This window comes from Chitinophaga sp. (genome assembly GCF_039596455.1).
In the GTDB taxonomy this organism is placed as follows: domain Bacteria; phylum Bacteroidota; class Bacteroidia; order Chitinophagales; family Chitinophagaceae; genus Chitinophaga.
On sequence record NZ_JBCNJR010000002.1, the window covers coordinates 209,625 to 227,511 of the forward strand.

A 17,887-nucleotide genomic window follows, 5' to 3' on the forward strand; every position below is an offset into this window, starting at 1 on the left:
AAAAATTACCGCAGTGGATATTGAACAGATCAAAAAAGTACTGGAACGGTACACCCAGGGCAAGTGTACGGAAGAGGAGGTACAGATCATTGAGCAATGGTTTGCCAGTGTGAACCAGCACCGTTCCGCCATGATCGATGACGAATTTTTGCAGGCGCAGCTGGAAGAAGTGCGCTCTCACATTCACGAACAGATAACGGTACCTGTAGTGGACATGCCCGCCCGGCGAAGGCCCTGGCGCAAATGGCTGTACACCGGCGCAGCCGCCATGCTGGCCGGCCTCATCATATTTTCCCTGGTACACAAACAGGGGCCTGCTGCTCCTGCCGGCAGCCCCGGCCACCTGGCGGTACAATCTGCTGTGGTAAAAACCAACAAGGTGGTGAGGAACGGTTATGTAGAAATTTCCACCACCAAAGGCGCTACGGAAAAGATCGTACTGGCCGACGGGTCTACCATCAGCCTCAACGCCTCATCCCGCCTGCGTTACCCTGAAAAGTTCGGCCCCTCGCAGCGCAATATTTACCTGGATGAAGGGGAGGCTTTTTTCAAGGTAGCTGCTGACCCTGCACGGCCGTTTATTGTGCACTCCGGAGATGTGGCCACAACCGCGCTGGGCACCTCCTTCAACATCCGCGCCTACTCACGGGAAAAGAAAATTACCGTAGCCCTCATTACGGGCAAGGTGAAGGTAGACCACGCCCAGAAACCCAAACCGGTAATACTGCTGCCCAGCGAGCGGGTAAGCATAGACCGCGAGTCTGCATTGATGGCAAAAACAACATTTGAGCGGGAAGATGATGTGGTAGGGTGGAAGCAGGGCTTTATGGTGTTCAAAGACGCATCTTACAACGAAGTGGTAGCGGAAATAGAGAACCGCTACAATGTAACGGTGATCAACGAAAGCGGCAAGAACGAGTGGCGTTATACAGGCTTCTTCAAAGACGAGAATCTCCAGGATATTATCGAAACCATTTGTTTAACCAAAAACATCCACTACACCATCTCGAACGACACAATTTTCCTAAAAAGCAAAAACTAGATGTATGAAAAAATGCCTACGCCTGATTTCCCTGGTATTACTTGCATCTGGCATTGCGCTGGCGGCTCCTTACACCGCCAGTGCCAATGCCGGGTCGCAGGACACTAAAAATGTCAGTATCACCATCCAGGTCAAGAACAAGAACATGGAGGACGTGTTTACTGAAATTTCCTCGAAAACGGGTTTCAGTTTCCATTACGACAAATCCGATCTGAACCTCCGCAAGAAGGTAACCCTGAACTGTGTGAAGCTGCCTGTAGACGAGGTGCTTCAGCAGCTGTCAGAACAAACCGGACTGAAATTTACAAGAAAAAACAATAAAATCATAGTGAACCAGGAAACACATACCGGCGGCTCCTTAACGTCTGTAAACCTGGTAAACGCCGCCTCCCTGGCAGACAAGGAGGTGAGAGGCACCGTGCGTGACGGCAGGGGCGTTGCCCTTCCCGGCGTAACCGTGATGGTCAAAAACACCAACCGCGGTACGCAAACTGGCGCCAACGGCGCGTACCTGCTGAGCGCCAACCCCGGAGATGTGCTGGTGTTCCGTTTTTTGGGGTTTACCACCAGGGAGATAGCGGTGGGCACAGCAGATGTGTATGACGTGGTGCTGGAAGAAAGCGCCCAGTCCCTCAGCGAGTTTGTAGTAACGGCGCTGGGTATCGAAAAAAAATCAAGGGAGCTGACCTATTCCACGCAGCAGCTGACCAATAGCGATCTTAGCCGCGTGAAAGACGCCAACGTGATCAACAGCCTGGCCGGTAAAGCCGCCGGCGTTACCATCAGCAGAAGCGCCTCCGGCCTGGGCGGCACGGCCCGCGTAATTATGCGCGGCAACAAGTCTACGCGGGAAAACCAGCCGCTCTACGTGATAGACGGGGTGCCCATGGCCAACTTCTCCCCCTCGCAGCCGGCCAACGTATACGGGCAGTCTTCAGACATACAATCCGGCGCCGGCCGTGACGGTGGTGACGGTATCTCCAACATCAACCCTGACGATATTGAGACCATCAACATCCTCAAAGGCGCTTCTGCCGCGGCCTTGTACGGCAGCCAGGCGGCCAACGGCGTGATCATCATCACTACCAAAAAAGGCCGCGCCGGCAGAACGCGCATCGATTTTTCTTCTGATGCCACCTGGGAGTCTGTGCTCAAAAAACCTGACATGCAGTACCGCTATGCACAATCTCCCTCCACGTCAGAGCCCGGCAGCAACCAGAGCTGGGGGCCAAAAACAAATGTGAAAGATCATACCAAAGACTTCTTCAACACCGGCGCCACCTACACCAACAGCCTGGCGCTCAGCGGCGGTAATGAAATAGCGCAGTCTTATTTCTCGTACTCCAATACCAGCAGCAAAGGTATTATACCCACCGCCAAATTCAACCGCCATACGTTCAACTTCCGCGAAACGCTGAAGCTGCTGAACGACCGGCTGACGGCAGACGCCAACATCACCTTCGTTACCCAGAAAGCGCATAACAGGCCCGGCAGCGGCTTTTATTTCAACCCGCTCACCGGCCTCTACCTGTTGCCCCGCGGCATTGATTTTAACACGTACAAACACAACTACACTTATTTTTCCACCACCCGCAATACTGACCTGCAAAACTGGTGGAACATCAATCATGACAAAAACTGGCAGGGAGACCCTGAGCAGCAGAACCCTTACTGGATACTCCACCGCAACACCCGTGATGAAAAAAGAGACCGCGCCATGGCCTCCCTTTCCCTGCGCTACCAGCTGCTGAGCTGGCTGAGCATACAGGCGCGCGGCAGCTTTGACAAGAGTTATGACGAATATGAACTGAAGGCTCACGCCAGCACCCAGTCTTCCCTGGCGCCCTCCAACGGCCGCTACACACTGGAGCGCGAGTTCAATACGCAGCTATACGGAGACCTGATACTCACCGCCAATAAACAGCTCAGCGAACAACTGAGCCTCACGGCCAACCTGGGTACCAGCATCACCGATCTCAGAACGAGAGACAGGAACCTGACGGATGTGAACTTCAACTCCGAGCCCGGCCTCATTTACCCGAACAAGTTCCAGCTCACCAACATTGACCCCCGCTCGCTCACACAACTGCAGGGTGTAGACAGGCGGCAGCTGCAGGCGCTGTTCGGCAATGCGCAGCTGGGGTTTAAAGACTTTCTGTTCCTTGACCTCACGGGCCGTAACGACTGGTCAAGCACCATGGCCTTTACACCCGTAGCCAGCAAAGGGTTCTTTTACTACTCCGCGGGCATTACCGGCGTGATCAGCGAAATGGCGAAGCTGCCTGAAGTGATCAGCTTTGCCAAAGTGCGCTTCTCCTACGCCAAAGTGGGGAACGACATTGCGCCCTACAGCTCCAACCAGCCTGACTTTACCGTGCGTATAGTGGGCGGCGCGCCGCAGTTGCTGGTGAACACCCGCGGCCCCTTCCCCGGCACTTACCTGAAGCCGGAAGACAACCGCTCCCTGGAAGCCGGCCTGGACGTTCGTTTCTTTAAAGACCGCCTGTCTCTCGACCTCACTTTCTACAAAAACAACAACTACCGCCAGTATTTTGAAATACCGGTGTCTGGCGGCGCGGACGATAATATCAAGACCAACTTCGTGAACCTGGGCAACATCCAGAACAAGGGAATTGAAGGCATGCTCACCGTAGTGCCCGTAAAAACCAGCGCCCTCACCTGGACGTCTAACATCAACTTTGCCGCTAACCAGAACCGGGTGGTGAAACTGTCTGACGACAAGATTGACGGCGCGGATGCTACCAACCGTTTCACCCTGACGGAGTTCGGCTCCAACATGTACGGCTCCTTCATACAGGAAGGAGGGCAGTGGGGCGATATTTATACCAACCGCTACCTGCGCTACACAAGAGACGGCGCGCTGATAGTAGACGCAGACGGCAAACCTCTTGACAGCACCAGCGGCTTTTACAACATCGGCAATCCCAACCCCAGGTTCAACCTTGGCTGGAACAACACGATAGACTTCAGGAATTTCTCCCTGAGCTTTTTGATAGACGGGCGCTTTGGCGGCAAGGTGATGAGCATGACGCAGGCCGTGCTGGACCAGTATGGCGTGAGTGAAGCCACTGCACAGGCGCGTGATGCCGGCGGTGTGAACGTAAGAGCGGTGTATGAAGACGGCAAGCCGGCCGGCCGGCTGGATGCCCAGACGTACTACCAGGCCGTGAGCGGCCGTGCCGGTGCAGGCGCCCTGTACATGTATGACGCTACCAACATCCGCCTGCGCGAGCTGGCCATCAGCTACAAAATACCCGTAAAGTCGAAGGTGGTGCGCAACCTGCAGGTAGGCCTGATTGGGCGCAACCTGCTGTTCTTCAAGAACGATGCGCCCTTTGACCCGGAGGTAAGCGCCGGTGGAGACAACCGCCTGCAGGGTATAGACGTGTTTGGCCAGCCAGCTACCCACAGCGTAGGGGCCAGTTTGAAAGTAGGCTTCTAAACCATGACCAAAAAAACTTACAATGATGAGAACCATTAAACTTGAACATATAAGGAACCTGGCGGCAGCTGGTCTTGGCGCGTTGATGCTGGCCGCCTGCACAAAGGGTTTTGAAAGCATCAACACAGACCCTTACGGGCTGAGCGAAGAAGACCTGAAAGCAGACTTCCGCCTGATAGGGGAGCCCTTCAGGCAGATACAGACCAATATTTACGCCGTGTCTCCCGGCTGGGTGATGCAGGTGCAGCAAAACCTGCAGGGCGATATTTGGAGCGGTTACATGGGCGTGCCCGGCCCCTTCGGCAACGGCGGCAACAACAACTCCACCTATAACCTGATAGACGGCTGGAACGAAGTGATGTGGGGCTGCGCATACGGCTCCTATGCCCCTGCGCCCAACGTGGCCGTAATGCCCGTGGCCAGCACCATTAACCGGCTGGCAGGCGAAGAGTTCAAGGACTTCAAGGCCTGGATGCTGATACTCAAAGTGCTGGTGATGCACCGCGTAAGTGATGTATACGGCCCTATTGTATACACCAAGTACGGCAAGCCTAACCCTGACAAGAGCGTGGATTATGACTCTCAGAAAGATGCCTATTATGCATTCTTTGAAGACCTGAACACCGCCATCGGCACGCTGACGCCGCTGGCCAACTCCCCGCTGAAACCTTTCGAGCGTTTTGACCTGGTGTATGACGGTACCTATAAGTCCTGGTTGCGCTTTGCCAACAGCCTGCGGCTGCGCCTGGCCATCCGTATTGCCAAGGCAGACCCCGCCAAAGCGAAAACAGAGGGAGAGGCCGCGCTGGCCCATCCCGCAGGGCTGCTGGAGCTGCCGGCAGACGATGCGGCGGTGGATATTTCCCCCACGCCCAACCCGTACAACACGTACACCAACAGTTACAACGACATCCGGATGGGCGCGCCCATGGAATCCCTGCTCACCGGCTACAACGATCCGCGCATCAGCAAATACTTTGTGCCGGCCACCGCGGTACCGGGCGGCGTGTATAAAGGTGTGCGCACCGGCATAGCGCTGCCTGACAAGATCTATGCAGACTATTCCAAGCTGGCAGACATGCCCGGCCGGATGCAGCTGATGACGGCGGCGGAAGTGTGGTTCCTCAAAGCCGAAGCCGCCCTGCGCGGTTGGGCGGGCGCCGGCAACGCCAAAGACAATTACGAAAAAGGGGTGCAAACCTCCTTTGCGCAGCGCGGCGCAGGAGATGCCACGGCCTACCTGGCCAACGGCACCAGCAATGCTGCGCCTTATACAGATACCAAAAATGCAGACAACAACGTGCCGGCAGGCAACCCTTACCTCAGCACCATTACCATCCGCTGGGAAGAGGGAGACGCTTTCGAGAGAAAACTGGAACGGATCATCACACAGAAATGGATTGCGATGTTCCCGGACGGGCAGGAGGCCTGGAGCGAGTTCAGGAGAACAGGTTACCCGAAACTGTTCCCGGTGGTGGTGAACAACAGCGGCGGGAAAATACCCACCGCTACCTTCATCCGCCGCGTCAATTTCTCGCAGACGGAATATGCCACCAACCCGAAAGGAGTGGAAAAAGCAGTGACTTTACTAGGTGGCCCGGACACCGGAGGTACCCGCCTCTGGTGGGACAAGCCATAAACCCATCATAGACATAGCTCATCTATAACAATGAACGGCCGGCCCTTTTGGGCCGGCTTTTATGCATTGCCGGCATTGCGGCGGCCATAAAAAAAGGCCGCGCAACGGCAGCCTTTCGCAAATAATATATTCAGCTTCAAGCCTCTTTCAGCCGCAGCTCGTTCTTGTATTCTTTCGGTGTTTTCCCCACTATCTCCTTAAAGAAGCGGTTGAAGTTGGAGAGGTTTTTGAACCCGCAGGAGTAGGCTATTTCCGCAATAGACCAGTCTTCTTCCGTAAGGCGCTTGCAGGCATGGCCAATGCGTACCTCATTAAGGAACTGCACGAAAGACTTTTTAGTGCGGTTCTTGAAAAACCGGCAGAAAGACTGCGGGGAAAGGTTGGTGATGCTGGCTACGTCCTGCAGGGAAATTTCCTTGGAGAAGTTGTTCATCACGTATTTGAACACCTCGTCTATCTTGTGGTTATCCTTCACATTGTAGGCATGGGAATAGCCCGTGCTGGCCAGGTAATAGCAGTCTTTGGTCTCAGACAACGTTTTCAGTATCTGCAGCAGGGATATGATCCTTTCCAGGCCTTCTTTTTTTGGAAGGGCAAGTATTTCATCTTTCAACGCTTCCTGGGTAGCGCCTATGATCTTCATGCCGCGCTGCGCCCGGTGAAAGAGGTCTGTCAATGCCTTGGTTTCCGGCAGGCCGTAGAACTTGTCCCCGAAAATATCTTTCGGGAAGTAGATCACAACGGAACGGGCTTTTAATGACTCATCGTTGCGGTGGTACGCTTCATCATTGTACCATACATGCGGTATGTTAGGCCCCAGAAATACCATATCGCCCACATCAAAGCTCTCGATGCTGTCACCTACAATTCGTTTGCCCTGGCTTTCAGTAACGTACACCAGCTCACATTCAGGGTGAAAATGAAAAGGTGTATTGAAGTACGGATCGCAACGCTCAATGATGGTGATCTGGTTGTCGGCAAAGGCTCCCACTTTTATAAGAATGGGTTTCATACTTGCTTCCTTGGTTTGTTTAGTCCTATGAAAAGCTGGCAATAAAACATCTGCCATTTTAAATTCTATTTTGGCAAATTATTAAATTTAAGTTAAAAAAATACTAGTTTCTCCGAAAATCACGGAATATTTGTCTAGTGCCGGAATTCTTTCCCGGCACCTGCCCGAAGGGGGCCGTGCGGTAGCGGTTTTGGCCGGAAAGCCTGTAGAAACAGGGGCTTAGGCCAGGAAATTCTTTTTTGTTTCATATTATTTTCCGTACCTTGTCAATGCTAAATCGATTAAGCACGCACCACCTATCACAAAGTATGAAGGGCATATCAATCAAAGACATCGCAAAACAGGCGGGGGTATCACCAACTACAGTTTCTTTTGTGCTCAACGGCAAAGGCCGGGAAAAACGGATCAGCGAGCAGGTCAGCAAGAAAATACTGAAGCTGGCGGCCAAGCTGAAGTATAAACCCAACCAGCTGGCAAGAGGGCTGCGCACGGGCAAGACCAAAACCATCGGGCTGATCGTGGAAGACATTGCCAACAACTTCTTTGCCAACGTAGCCAAAATAGTGGAAGAAGAAGCAGACAAGTTCGGGTACAAGGTGTTGTACGGCAGCACGGAAGACAACCTGGTAAAGGCCCGCGGCCTCCTGGAGGTGCTGGAGTACCGGCAGGTAGACGGGTATATCATTACCCCCACGCCCAATCTCGACAAGGAGATCGAGATGCTGAAAAACGCGCGCAAGCCCATGGTGCTGATGGACCGTTACCTTCCGCAGATACCTACCAACTACGTAATGGTGAATAATTTCCAGGGCGCTTACGATGCGGGGGAGTACCTGCTGAAGCTGGGCCATTCCAAAATTGCCCTCATTACCACCACCTCCGAACAGATACAGATGAAGGAACGCCTCAACGGCTTTACCGCCGCCATGAAGGCCCACCGCGCCTCTTTTCCGCGCAAGTTCCTGAAAAAGATACCTTTTGCCGCTTCAAAAGACGAGGCCGTGAGCCAGATCAAGACGTTCCTCGAAAGCAACCCTGACCTGGACGCCATCTTCTTTTCCACCAACTACCTGGGCGTATACGGCATAGAATGTTTTAAAGACCTGGGCATCAAAATAGGGGATGATATTGCCATGGTCAGTTTTGATGACCACGATCTCTTCCGCCTGCACACGCCGGGTATTACCTGCGTGGCGCAACCTATTCACGACATTGCCCGCAACCTGATACAGGTGCTGATGAACGAGCTGAACCACAACAACCAGCAGATCAACCAGGTGGTGCTGCCGGCTACGCTGGTGAAGCGGGAAAGCTGCAAAAAAAGGAAAAAGCTCACTGTTTAACGATACCCGCTGCGCCGCAGGCCGCAGCAGATATAAAAAGGTGATGCGCCGCAACCGGCGCATCACCTTTTTTTGTTGGCGCAGGCAGGGTTACCGCCCCGTCCACCACACCGGCGTGGTATAATTATTCTGCTGTTTTACCGCCTGGAATTTTTCCCCGTTGTTCAGCTCTTCGCTGGTGGGGTACACGGTTCTCTCCATCATTCTCACGTTACTGGGGCTTTTGCGTACACGGGCGCCCAGCTCTTTCATCAACCTGCGGGTATCGGCCCACAGCTCGTACGGTTTGAGCATGTTAAAATGCACGTACTTCTGATCATACATCAGCCCCATTTTTTCTGCTGCCGCTGCTGCGTTGAACTCGTTCACCATAGCGTCCAGGAAGGCGTTGATGGTGGCCTGCGCCGGTTTGGTGGCCTTGGCGGCGCTGATGAAGCCGTTATAGCTGCTGTCTTTGGCAATGCCGTTGATCTCGTAATAGATATCTATAGATTCTTGCATGGCGGCCCTGTACTCGTCTGCCGCGTTGATGCCCAGGTCTGGCCAGCGGAGGGCGGCTTCCACCTTCAGCAAGTGTACTTCAGAGGAGGTAATGATCTGGTATGGCATGCCGAAGTTCCGTTCAAAGGTGAAGCGGTTGTAAAAGGAGGGGAAGGTTTTGGCCATGTTGGAGGTGGTGATCTGCGGTGAAATGGCCGTTACGTCTGCCCCTTCAGCCGGCATGGGCGTATAGTTGCCGTCTTTGTCAGGCTGGAACAACACCTTGATGCGCGGATCTTCGGGGAAGCCGGCCTTCCGCATCACCTTCATCATATTTTGCGGCGCCCACAGCATTTGCGGCAGCCTTTCGGAAATGGAGCGGAAAATCAACAGCTCCATGGCTTTTTCAGGTTGCCGGTCTACCAGCGTAATGGAGGTAGCCCGGTCTTTTGCGTATACGCCATCTGCCAATACCTCCTGGATGGTGCTTTTGCTGAGAGCCGGCTCCACATTGGTCAAACGCATGGCCAGCCGCATGCGCAGGCTGTTGATGAATACCCGCCAGGTGTTGATGTTGCCGGCAAACCAGATATCGTTGCGCGGGAACTGCTGCTGGATGAAGCTGGTATTGAGGGCGTAGCCCTTCAGCTTGCCGGATACATCCTTGAGATCGTTCAGTATGGCGTGGTAGATGTCCTGCTGTTTGTCAAAAGACGGGAAGAAGTTCAGGTCCTGCGCCTGCATGGCCTCAGTGAAAGGTACGTCGTTGCAGGCATCTGTAAGATGATAAAAGATGTAATCGCGGATCACGGAAGCCGTCCACATGAATATTTCGTAGTTCTTTTTATCCTCTTCAGGCAGTTTGTTGAACATGTCCTGCATGGCGCGCAGGGAGCGCAGCTTGCTGTAGGAGTCGCTGTACGGGTTGTGCACCCAGGAGAAATTGGAGGGGGAGCCGTCATTGGCATACCCGCCGGAGCCCAGCATGGGGCCGAAGGTATTGAAGTTGTGGAACATTTCCCCGTAAGAGTACCTGAAAATACCGAGCTGCTGCTGTGCGTTGGCATAAAAGCCTTCTATGGTGGGTGAAGTGAAGCCGTTCGGGTCAAGGTAGTCCTCTTCCAGCTTTTTCTGGCAGGCCGCCGCCAGCAGCAGGGTGGTACCCAGTATGATATTGAATATTTTCCTTTTCATGATATGCCGTTTTAAAATGAAGCCCTGATACCTAAGCCATAGCTCCGGGTGGAGGGGAAGGCGTTGTTCTCGAAGAATACGTTGGTGCCGTTAAGCGCCTCCGCATCTACGTTGGGCATGGTTTTATGAATGTACCAGAGGTTATTGGCAAATGCGGAAATAGCCAGTCTGTCGAAATGCATTTTATCCGTCAGCCGTTTGGGGAAGTTGTACGTGAGCACAATGTTCCGCAGCTTGATGTAATCGTTCTTGTAAACGATGTCCGGCTGAATGTCCATGAACGTTTGCCAGTAATAGGAGTGTTTGTCTGCGGCGGTAATAATGGTTTCATTGGGCTTGCCGTCTGCTTCCACGCCGGGCAGTATCACCCCGTCATGCATAATGAACGGGTACTTGGAATCTGCCGGCACGGGAGCGGTGTGGCTGGGCAGCTTCACAAATGCGCCGGCATTGTTGATGTAATAGGGCAGGCCGCCATGCGCCTCATCCCGGTAGGCTACGGTCTGTTTGGCGGAGCCGTTGCCTACCATGTACATATTGGTTTGGGATACCAGGGTGGAACCGAACTGGAAGTCTATGTTGAAATTCAGCTCCAGCCCCTTGTAACGGAGGGTATTATTGAAACCGCCCAGGATGTCTGGCAGCACCTTGCCCACAATTTCTTCCTTGGTGGGGTCTGTAGAGTAATAACCGCCTTCCGTGATGCGCACGCCCTGTTCGTTGGTACGGTAAGGCCTTACAATGATCTGCCCCCAGGGCTGCCCTTCTTTGGCTACCACAGAAGCGCCAGACATGCCCCAAAGGCCCTGGGAGGTAATGCCCTGCGCCAGTTTTTTCACCATGGGCTTGTCGTTATGGAAGTTGAGCACCGTTTCCCAGCTAAAGTTTTTGGTTTGTACCGGCGTACCGGTGAGCATCACTTCCAGGCCGCTATGACCGATCTGGCCGGCATTGATGCGGGTGGTGCCCACGCCGCTGGCCTGCGCCACGCTGAGGCCCATGATCTGGTCATACGTATTGCCGTTATAATAGTTCACTTCCAGCCCGAAGCGGTTGTTGAACATTTTGCTTTCAATGCCCAGCTCCAGCTCACGCTTGCGTTCCGGCTTCAGGTCGGCCGGAGGCAGGTCTCCCCGCGGCGAGTAGGTGATCACCCCGCCATAGCTGCCGATGTCATACACCGTGTTGGCAAAGTATTCAGGCCCTGGGCGCCCTACGTCTGCCCATGATACCCTGAACTTGCCGAAGTTGAGCCAGGCCGGTTTGGGCAGGGCTTCGCTGAATATCCAGGACACGCTGGCGCCGGGGTAGAAGTAGGAGTTGTTTTCCGGGGGAAGAATGGAAGACCAGTCGTTACGCCCCTGCAGGTCCAGGTAAAGCCAGCCTTTCCAGCCAAACTGCACGGAGCCGAAGAGACCGTACAGGCGGCTGTAGCGGCGGGTATCGTCACTCAGCACCGGCGTTGTTTTGGCATTGCGGAAGGAGAACCAGTCACGGGTGATGAACCCGTCACCAGGCGTGGTCCTGTTGGTAGACTCGCTGGTGCGGCGCTGAATTACACCGCCTACAAAAGCGTTGATATCAAAGTTGGGGTTCACCTGCTTTTCGTAGCTGAGCACTGCCTGGCCGTTGTAGAAGACGTCTGTGCTGTTAGACAGGTAATAGCGGCCGCCGTTGACCACGGAAAGCGGGCGTCGCACCTTCTCTTTCTGCTCGTTCTTGTTGGTGATCCAGTCAAAACCGCCCAGCAGCTCCAGCCGGAAGCCGTGGCCGATGTCTACGCCCACCGTGGCGGAATTGATGAAGTGGTTGCGGGTGTTATCATAGTCGTTCTGCGTCTGGTTCCAGAGGTAGTTGCCTGCCAGCCCGTCACGCACAATACCGCCCACAGGGTAGCGGGTGTTGCGGTCGTTCATGTACCACCAGAAATAATTATCGTTCTCTTTGTCTACGATCTGCGTTCGCAGCAGGTCTACGTCCAGCTGCCGGGGAACGCCGTAGGTCACGAACACGTCCTGGTTGGTGGGCGGGGCGTTGTGGTTGAAGGTGGTGGCGTAAGTGCTCACCAGCTTGAAGTTCACGCGGTTGGTGATCTTGATATTGCCGTTGAAGTTGAAGTTGTCGTCATGCAGCTTGAACCCTTCAAATATGCCTTTATAGTCCCGCCGGGTGTAGGAGATGCGGAACCCGCCTATTTCGCTGCCGCCCTGGAGGGCCACGTTGGCGGAGTTGGTGAAGCCGTTGCGGTAAAAGCTTTTGATGTTATTGGGCTGTGCCACGTAAGGCCGCATCACACTGTCGTACCAGAGTATCTGCCGCCCGTCCATTTTAGGCCCGAAGTTATAGTTGGTAGGGTAGTAGGCCTGTTTGCCGAAACGTTGATAGAAACCTTCCGCATCTACGGTGCCAGGGGTTACCCAGGCAGCGGGGAAGCCGGAGCCGAACTCGTTCTGGAACTCCTGCATGATCCACACATTATCCCGGGAGTGGCTGAGGTTCACGTCTACCCCGAAACCTCTTTTTTTGCTGCCGCTTTTGGTGGTGATGAGTATCACGCCGTTGGCGCCCTGTGAGCCGTAGAGCACGGCGGCTTTGGCGCCTTTCAGCACTTCGAAGGAAGCAATATCGTCCATGTTCAGGTCATTGAGACCGTTGCCCGTGCTGCGGTTGATGTCTGTCTGCCAGTCCAGCATGGGAATGCCGTCTATCACAAACAGCGGGCGGTTGGTGGAGCCTTCGTAGAGCGATACGGCGTTGCGGATGTTGATAGACATGCCGCCGGCCGGGCCCAGGGCGGTGGAGGTGATCTTCAGGCCGGCCACCTGCCCGTACAGGGCGCCGAAGGCGTTGATGGGGCTGCCGATGTTCTCCAGCCTCTCCGTGTTGATGGTGCCCTGGGAGTAGCCCAGTGATTTTTTGGCGCGGTTGATGTTCAGCGCGGTTACCACCACTTCATTGAGGCCTGTAACATCTTCACTGAGCGTGATGTTGTAGACAGACTGGGCGGAAACCGGTACTTCCCGGCGGGTGTAGCCGATGAAGTTGAATACCAGGGTGGCGTTGGGCGCGGTGCTGAGGCGGAAGGAGCCGTCTGCCCCGGTAATGGTGCCGTTGCTGGTGCCTTTCTCTGAAATGGTGACACCAGGAAGCGGGGCGCCGGTGGCGCTTTGGACGGTGCCGGTGATGGCCTTCTTTTCCTGCGCGCGGGAGGCTTGTGCGCACAGGGTCAGCAAGACCACCATGAGGAGTAGCGTTCTTTTCATTGTTCAACTGTTTTAGATAAAAAATGGCCTGTAGGAGTGAAGGCACTCCTGATTGTACTTGTTGGATAAAAAATAGTGTCTGAAGAAAGATACTGCAGGGCACACGTTAGTGCAGGGTACCCCCAGGTTGATGTTCACTGTTCGTTTTAAGTTTTAAATAACGTTTGTTCTCTTTTGGTTGAATGTGGCCGTGCTGGTGATAAACGATGCTGTTTTTCGGGACATTGGTGCCTTCCGGTAGTGTATATTAGCCGTTCTGGTATCAGGCAAGTTTAGCAGGGAAGAGTAAAACGTTTTAGCGATGCCGGTTAAAAAAAAGAAACGGCCGCTTGCAGATCCCTCTCTTCCCCCGTTTTTCTTCTGGTTGTACATATCAAACTTAGCGAGTTTTTTGTTAAAAACAATGCCATTTATCAATTAATTGGGCGATCTGTCCTTACAAGAGAAGTTGATTGTTCCGCGGGAAAACGTGCAGCCTTGCCCGCGAGATGGCGAAAGGGCGGCAAAGGAGAGTGGGAGCGGGTTTCCTCCTGATGCGCGTTGTAACGTATATCATATTCGCGCAGAGTGATAGTATTTTCAGGAATGTGAAGGCTATGTGAACCCTTCATCAAAAAAAAGTTAAATTTTGCTTTGTGTGTTAACCAACTTTGACTAAGTTGCAGACGTTCGTTTTTCGGAACACAAAACTTGTGCGTGAAGCAGAAATTTGAGAGCGCTGGGTAATTCACAGGTTTTTTTTATTGCATATTGCTAAATCGTTTTATGCATTAAAAAATATCTGCGGGCCGGCGCCGGGTGCGGATCACACAGGTTTTTAAAAGGGAGGATCGCTAAAACGATTTATTCCCTTTTTGTATGTTCCGGAACAACGGAGTATAGTGAACAACGCTGACAGAGATACGCCACGCATTTAGGGTAGCAGGAAATCATCTCTCCGTTTTTATCAGCCGTTTCTATGTAGCCGGAACTGCCGGGGCAGGCCGGGCGTGCTGCGTATTGCAGTGAACGCCGCCGCCGGAATGCCGCAGCCGGAAATTGCCGCCCCGCGGGCGGACAGGAATTGTATTGTTTTATAGTTGATGCCTTGAGATCAACTATCAACCAATAAAGGGATAACTATTTACAGGATCAGTTCAAATTAAAATCTAAGGAAGCTATGCGAAGAATTCTGCTGCTCGCCACGTTGCTGTCTTTCTGCTTTGCCCCCCTCTCATGGGCGCAGGAAAAGAAAGCAGTTACCGGCACTGTAAGGGATGCCAACGGCACCCTGCTGCCCGGTGTTACGGTAAAAGAAAAAGGTACGTCTAACGGGGCTATGACCACCGCTGACGGCTCGTTCAAGATCAGTGTGCAACCCTCCGCAACACTGGTTTTTTCATTTATGGGCTACCTTACCCAGGAAACACCTGTTGGTACGGAAGCGCTCAACATTGTGCTGAAAGAAGACGCCAAAAACCTGAATGAAGTGGTGGTAACCGCGCTGGGTATCAAACGTGAAGCACGCAAGCTGGGCTACGCCATGACGGAGCTGAAGGGTTCCGAAATCGCCAAAACCAATGCCATCAACCCGGTGGCTGCCCTGCAGGGTAAAGTAGCGGGTGTAGACATCTCCGGCGCGGCCGGCGGCCCGCAGGCTGCCAACCGCATCGTGCTCCGCGGCGCAAAATCGCTGGACGGTAAAGACCAGCCCATCTTCGTAATAGACGGGGTGATCTTCGAAAACGACATCTCTGACAACGCGGTAAACTTCGGTAACGTGCTGAAGAACTTCAACCCTGACGAGTTTGAGTCTGTATCAGTACTGAAAGGTGCAGCGGCCACTGCGTTGTACGGTTCCCGCGCTATCAACGGCGCCATCCTCATCACCACCAAAAAAGGCCTCACCCGTAAAGGCCTGGGCGTGGAAGTGAGCCAGACGGTACAGTTCGAAAAGGCTTACCGTACGCCCATTGCGCTGCAGAACGTATATGGTGCGGGCACCAAAAATTCATTTAACAAAGACACCCAGGGCAACAACGTGGTGGAAGCCGGCGGCAACAGCTTCGGCCCCCGCATGGAAGGGCAGATGGCCAAACTGGTGAACGGAGACATTGTTCCTTACGCCGCCATGCCTAACAACGCCCTGGATGGCTACCAAACGGGTAAATATTATAATACCAACGTAGCGGTAGAAGGCGGCACGGAGAAATCAAACTTCCGCTTTTCCTACTCCCGCCTGCAGAACAACAGCGTAATGCCTAATAACGACTTTAACAGGAACTCCCTCTCCCTCAAAACCTCTACGGTATTGAACAAGTTCCTGTCTGCTGAAGGCGGCGTTACCTACGCGTTCTCCAATGCTCTGAACCCTACGCGCCAGGGTGGTGACTATACCAATCACAACATTGGCCGTAAATGGATCTACATCTTCCCCCGTAACTACGATCCGGCTTACTGGAGCGCCCGATACCTGGGCCCCAACCCCGGTTTGAGCAACATGGATGATTACCTGGGCCAATACCCCGGTGCAGACTACTGGTTCAGCCTGAAGCACGACCGCTGGGAAAGGAAAGAGAACCTGTTCATGGGTAACCTCTCCCTCACGGCTACCGCTACAGACTGGCTGAAACTGTTACTGCGCGGTACTTTCAGTAACGAACAAAATAAAGATGACCGCCGTGAGCTGGGCTGGGGCCCGAACTTTGGCGGCGCCCGCGGTCTTTACGCCATCAGCGGCGTGAACAGAACACAGTATACCTTCACCGGTATGGCTATGTTCTCTCCCAAAATGAAGGATGACTTCACGCTTAACTTTAACCTGGGCGCAGAAACCTGGCGCTCCGGCCTGGGTAATGAATACAGCGCCCGCACTACCAACGGTTTGCTGATACCCGGTCAATTCACCATCAGCAACAGCATAGGTACGGTAGATGCCCGCGGCAATAAAAAACTGGCGGAAAAACAGATCAATTCCATCTTTGCATCTGCCAGCCTTTCCTACAAGAACGCTTTCTTCCTGGATGTGACCGGGCGTAACGACTGGTCTTCCGCACTGGCTTACCCCCAGGGTGGTGGTAACTACTCCTACTTTTACCCCTCTGTGAGCGGCGCCTGGGAGTTTACCGAAACCTACAAGAACGCGCTGCCTTCCTGGATCACCTATGGTAAAGTGAGGGCCTCTTACGCTATAGTGGGTGGCGATACCGGCCCCTGGCAGCTTAACTCCGGTTATACCATGGAAGAGCTGTGGCAGGGCGGCATTAACCCCGGCTACCTCTATTATCCGTTCAACAAGGAAACCTATCCTAACGATAACCTGAAACCTTCCATGTCTCACTCCTATGAAGTAGGTGCGGACGTAAGGTTCTTCAACAGCCGCCTGGGCTTTGACGTAGCACTCTACCAGTCAGACATCAAGAACCAGATACTCCGGCTGGAAGTGCCCATTGAATCCGGTGTGAAAAACAAGATCATCAACGCCGGCCACTTCCGCAACAAAGGTATTGAGCTGGCCATCAACGGCCGCCCCATCCAGGGTAAAAACTTCCAGTGGGACGTGCAGCTGAACGGCACGCGCAACACCAACAAGATCATTGCGCTGACCCCGGGCATTGACATCTATGAGATGGGAAACGACCAGGATGTGAGGGTAGTAGCGCAGGTAGGCCGCCCGTATGGCGTGCTGGTAACCAACTACGGCTATACGCCATACGTGTCTGACGATCCGTCCAAGAACGGCAAGCCCGTTATCGAAAAATCATCCAGCTTCCCGGTACAGTTCAAACGCAGCTATGCCGAAGTAGGCAACATTACGCCAGATTTCAACCTGGGCCTGAACAACAACTTCTCTTACAAGAACTGGTCTCTGAACGTGCTGCTGGACGCGCGCATGGGCGGTGACATTTTCTCCGCTTCCCACCAGTACGGTACCGGCCGTGGTACTATTGAAAGCACACTGCCCGGCCGCGATGCGGCTTCCGGCGGCATTGCCTGGACAGACAAAGACGGCGTGCAGCATGATGACGGCATGATCCCTGACGGTGTGTTCGGCGCCGGCATGAAAGGTACCACCGCTACCGGCCTCAGCCAGGACATCAGCGGCATGACCTACCGCGAGGCGTATGAAAAAGGGTACGTAACACCGCTTTCTCCCTATCAGTATTACAGCATGGTGGGAGAATGGGGTATCGGCATCCGCCAGGCTTCCGTGTTTGACGCATCTTATGTGGCCCTGCGCGAGGTTTCTCTCGGCTATTCCTTCCCCACTAAAATGGTGGAACGCTGGAAGCTCACCAAAGCCAGGGTATTGCTGACGGGCCGCAACCTGGGTTACCTGTTCAACAACCTGCCAGACCACATCAACCCGGAAAGCCTGCGCAACAACAGCACATTTGCCTTCTCCGAGTATGGCGGTGCGCCCTTTGTGCGTAACATGGCCTTCACTATCCAATTAGGTTTCTAATTATTAA

The 17,887-nt window shown here is 53.8% G+C and carries 8 protein-coding genes; 5 read left to right on the plus strand and 3 right to left on the minus strand.

Annotated features, from left to right (window positions below):
• Positions 1–13: 13 nt before the first annotated feature.
• The 3 genes from ABDW36_RS10600 to ABDW36_RS10610 are packed head-to-tail and all read left to right on the plus strand — an operon-like array spanning position 14 to position 6,144.
• Positions 14–1,042, plus strand: coding sequence for a FecR domain-containing protein (locus ABDW36_RS10600; RefSeq protein ID WP_343701870.1), 1,029 nt, complete (start codon positions 14–16; stop codon positions 1,040–1,042).
• A gap of 4 nt (positions 1,043–1,046) precedes the next feature.
• Complete coding sequence (locus ABDW36_RS10605; RefSeq protein WP_343701871.1) at positions 1,047–4,505, plus strand: SusC/RagA family TonB-linked outer membrane protein; 3,459 nt, start codon at positions 1,047–1,049, stop codon at positions 4,503–4,505.
• A gap of 22 nt (positions 4,506–4,527) precedes the next feature.
• Positions 4,528–6,144, plus strand: a complete 1,617-nt coding sequence (locus ABDW36_RS10610) for a RagB/SusD family nutrient uptake outer membrane protein (RefSeq protein WP_343701872.1) — start codon at positions 4,528–4,530, stop codon at positions 6,142–6,144.
• Positions 6,145–6,280: 136 nt separating this feature from the next.
• Here the strand turns inward: ABDW36_RS10610 and ABDW36_RS10615 are convergent, their stop codons facing one another.
• A complete protein-coding gene (locus ABDW36_RS10615) occupies positions 6,281–7,156 on the minus strand; it encodes an AraC family transcriptional regulator (RefSeq protein ID WP_157986527.1) in 876 nt (291 codons plus the stop codon).
• A 308-nt stretch (positions 7,157–7,464) separates the two neighbouring features.
• Here ABDW36_RS10615 and ABDW36_RS10620 point away from each other — a divergent pair, with 308 nt between their 5' ends.
• Positions 7,465–8,499 (plus strand): LacI family DNA-binding transcriptional regulator, encoded by a 1,035-nt coding sequence (locus ABDW36_RS10620; protein ID WP_343701873.1) that lies wholly within the window; start codon positions 7,465–7,467, stop codon positions 8,497–8,499.
• A 90-nt stretch (positions 8,500–8,589) separates the two neighbouring features.
• Here ABDW36_RS10620 and ABDW36_RS10625 read toward each other — a convergent pair whose 3' ends face one another.
• Both ABDW36_RS10625 and ABDW36_RS10630 read right to left on the minus strand, forming a co-directional pair.
• Positions 8,590–10,173 (minus strand): SusD/RagB family nutrient-binding outer membrane lipoprotein, encoded by a 1,584-nt coding sequence (locus tag ABDW36_RS10625; RefSeq protein WP_343701874.1) that lies wholly within the window; start codon positions 10,171–10,173, stop codon positions 8,590–8,592.
• Positions 10,174–10,184: 11 nt separating this feature from the next.
• Positions 10,185–13,436, minus strand: coding sequence for a SusC/RagA family TonB-linked outer membrane protein (locus ABDW36_RS10630; RefSeq protein ID WP_343701875.1), 3,252 nt, complete (start codon positions 13,434–13,436; stop codon positions 10,185–10,187).
• Positions 13,437–14,595: 1,159 nt separating this feature from the next.
• On the opposite strand from ABDW36_RS10630, the gene ABDW36_RS10635 reads away from it, so the two are divergent.
• Positions 14,596–17,880, plus strand: a complete 3,285-nt coding sequence (locus ABDW36_RS10635) for a SusC/RagA family TonB-linked outer membrane protein (RefSeq protein ID WP_343701876.1) — start codon at positions 14,596–14,598, stop codon at positions 17,878–17,880.
• The last annotated feature ends 7 nt before the right edge of the window (positions 17,881–17,887 follow it).